The organism is Hymenobacter antarcticus, from assembly GCF_039539545.1.
Lineage (GTDB): Bacteria > Bacteroidota > Bacteroidia > Cytophagales > Hymenobacteraceae > Hymenobacter > Hymenobacter antarcticus.
The window spans coordinates 1-3,200 of record NZ_BAABDI010000060.1 but is presented as its reverse complement, the minus strand read 5'-3'; the positions used below and the strand labels follow the sequence as shown (position 1 = coordinate 3,200).

Here is a 3,200-nt window from a genome sequence, read left to right as displayed (position 1 = left end):
TAATAGGAGTAGCGTTACGAAAGCGAAGTAAGCAAGAGCACACGGGGGATGCCTAGGGTCTCAGAGGCGACGAAGGACGCGATAAGCTGCGATAAGCTGGGGGGAGGGGCACATACCCGTTAATCCTCAGATTTCCGAATGGGGCAACCCCGCACATGGAAGATGTGTGAGCCGACCAGCTTGACTGGCGGCGGCAAACGCAGGGAACTGAAACATCTAAGTACCTGCAGGAAAAGAAAATAACAATGATTCCCCAAGTAGTGGCGAGCGAACGGGGAGGAGCCCAAACCGGGTTGGTTACGGCCAATCCGGGGTTGTAGGACCACGACATCTGATTAAATCGAGTTAGCTGAAGCCCTTGGGAAAGGGCGCCAGAGACGGTGAGAGCCCGGTAAGCGACAATTCTGATTTACGGTAGTGGTATCCTGAGTAGGGCGGGGCCGGAGAAACCCCGTCTGAATCGAGCGGCACCATCCGCTAAGGCTACATACTCCTGAGACACCGATAGTGAACTAGTACCGTGAGGGAAAGGTGAAAAGAACCGGGAATACCGGAGTGAAAAGAACCTGAAACCGTGTGCTTACAAGCAGTTAGAGGACTTTAGTGGTCTGATAGCGTGCCTTTTGCATAATGAGCCTACGAGTTACTCCTCCCCGGCAAGGTTAAGCGCTTTAAGGCGCGGAGCCGCAGCGAAAGCGAGTCTGAACAGGGCGCGGAGTCGGGGGGGGTAGACGCGAAACTTGGTGAGCTACCCATGAGCAGGTTGAAGGTGCAGTAACATGCACTGGAGGACCGAACCAGTTTCCGTTGAAAAGGATTTGGATGACTTGTGGGTAGGGGTGAAAGGCCAATCAAACTGAGAAATAGCTCGTACTCCCCGAAATGTATTGAGGTACAGCGTCGGCGTTGAGGTCACTGGAGGTAGAGCTACCAATAGGACTAGGGGGTGTCAGAGCCTACCGAATCCTGATGAACTCCGAATGCCAGTGGCTATAGCCGGCAGTGAGGCCTGGGGTGCTAAGGTCCCCGGCCGAGAGGGAAAGAACCCAGACCATCTGCTAAGGTCCCTAAATCCAGATTAAGTTGAACAAAGGAGGTCCACTTGCTTTGACAGCCAGGAGGTTGGCTTGGAAGCAGCCATTCCTTTAAAGAGTGCGTAACAGCTCACTGGTCGAGCGAGCGGGCGTCGATAATACGCGGGCATCAAATCTGGTACCGAAGCAATGGATGTGACATGCAAGACTGTCACGTGGTAGGGGAGCATTCTCCTTGCGGTGAAGGTGTCTCGTCAGGGATGCTGGAGCGTGGAGAAAAGCATATGTAGGCATGAGTAACGATAATGGGGGTGCGAAACCCCCACGCCGATAGACTAAGGTTTCCAATTCAACGCTAATCGGAATTGGGTTAGTCGGGACCTAAGGGGAAGCCGAAAGGTGCACTCGATGGACAGCAGGTTAATATTCCTGTACTGATGGTAAAAAGTGATGCAGTGACGCAGAAGTGAAAGCACCGCGGGCGGACGGAAGTGCCCGTTGAAGGCCGTAGATATTGGGACCGTAGTTAAGTACGCGGACTTAGTCGAAAGCTGATAGTACCGTACGTCCTTCGGGACACGCGGATAGTGTGCCTAATCCGACTGCCAAGAAAACCTGCTAAGCGTTTTAATTTTACTATCACCCGTACCGCAAACCGACACAGGTAGTCAAGGAGAGTATCCTGAGGCGCTCGAGTGAATCACGGCCAAGGAACTCGGCAAAATGGACCTGTAACTTCGGGAGAAGGGTCGCTTCCTCGTAGCAATACGAGAAGCCGCAGTGAAAAGGCCCAGGCGACTGTTTAACAAAAACACATGACTTTGCTAACGCGCAAGCGGATGTATAAGGTCTGACACCTGCCCGGTGCCGGAAGGTTAAGAGGGGAACTTAGTGCCGCAAGGTGCGAAGGTTTGAATCGAAGCCCCGGTAAACGGCGGCCGTAACTATAACGGTCCTAAGGTAGCGAAATTCCTTGTCGGGTAAGTTCCGACCTGCACGAATGGTGTAACGATCTGGGCGCTGTCTCAGCCGTGAGCTCGGTGAAATTGTAGTCTCGGTGAAGATGCCGAGTACCCGCCACGGGACGGAAAGACCCCGTGCACCTTTACTATAGGTTGCCATTGGTGTTGGGTTCGGCATGTGTAGCATAGGCGGGAGGCGCTGAGCCGGGGACGCTAGTTCTCGGGGAGCCAACGTTGAAATACCGCCCTTGCCGTGCCTGATGCCTAATCCCGAGTAATTCGGGAGACAGTGGCTGCTGGGTAGTTTGACTGGGGTGGTCGCCTCCAAAAGAGTATCGGAGGCTTTCAAAGGTCCACTCAGTACGCTTGGTAACCGTACGCAGAGCGCAATAGCAGAAGTGGGCTTGACTGTGAGGCCGACTAGCCGAGCAGGGTCGAAAGACGGATATAGTGATCCGGTGGTTCCGCATGGAAGGGCCATCGCTCAAAGGATAAAAGGTACGCCGGGGATAACAGGCTGATCTCCCCCAAGAGCTCATATCGACGGGGAGGTTTGGCACCTCGATGTCGGCTCGTCACGTCCTGGGGCTGGAGAAGGTCCCAAGGGTTCGGCTGTTCGCCGATTAAAGTGGCACGCGAGCTGGGTTCAGAACGTCGTGAGACAGTTCGGTCCCTATCTGTGGTGGGCGTTGGAAATTTGACAGGACCTGTCCTTAGTACGAGAGGACCGGGATGGACCAGCCGCTGGTGCGCCGGTTGTACCGCCAGGTGCAGCGCCGGGTAGCTACGCTGGGACGAGATAAGCGCTGAAAGCATCTAAGTGCGAAACTCACCTGGAGATGAGATTTCCCAATTGAAGGCCCGTCGGAGATGACGACGTTGATAGGCGGCAGGTGAACAACTAGAAATAGAATAGCTGAGCCGTACTAAGTGGCCGAGGGCTTCGCTCCTCACGCATTGAACCAATGCATTGAATATTCGTCAAGCGCGCGCACACGCTTCGTTTTTGTCCCCTTACGTCGAGTTATTGAGGGTTGCGTGCCTGCGTGAGCAGGCCAGTAGAACACCGCAACCCCCGCCAGCAATGGTGGCTTTAGCCCGGGTGTTCACCTCTTCCCATTCCGAACAGAGTCGTTAAGCCCCGGTGCGCCTATGGTACTGCCTTCACCGGTGGGAGAGTCGGTCGCCGCCAACCTTATTTGAG

General features: G+C 54.6%; 2 rRNA genes. Both read left to right on the top strand.

The features are described from left to right. Nucleotides 1-21 precede the first annotated feature (21 nt). Nucleotides 22-2,946: ribosomal RNA gene (locus tag ABD819_RS21330) — 23S ribosomal RNA — on the top strand. A 133-nt stretch (nt 2,947-3,079) separates the two neighbouring features. Further along, nucleotides 3,080-3,191, top strand: a 5S ribosomal RNA gene (gene rrf, locus ABD819_RS21325). Nucleotides 3,192-3,200 lie beyond the last annotated feature (9 nt).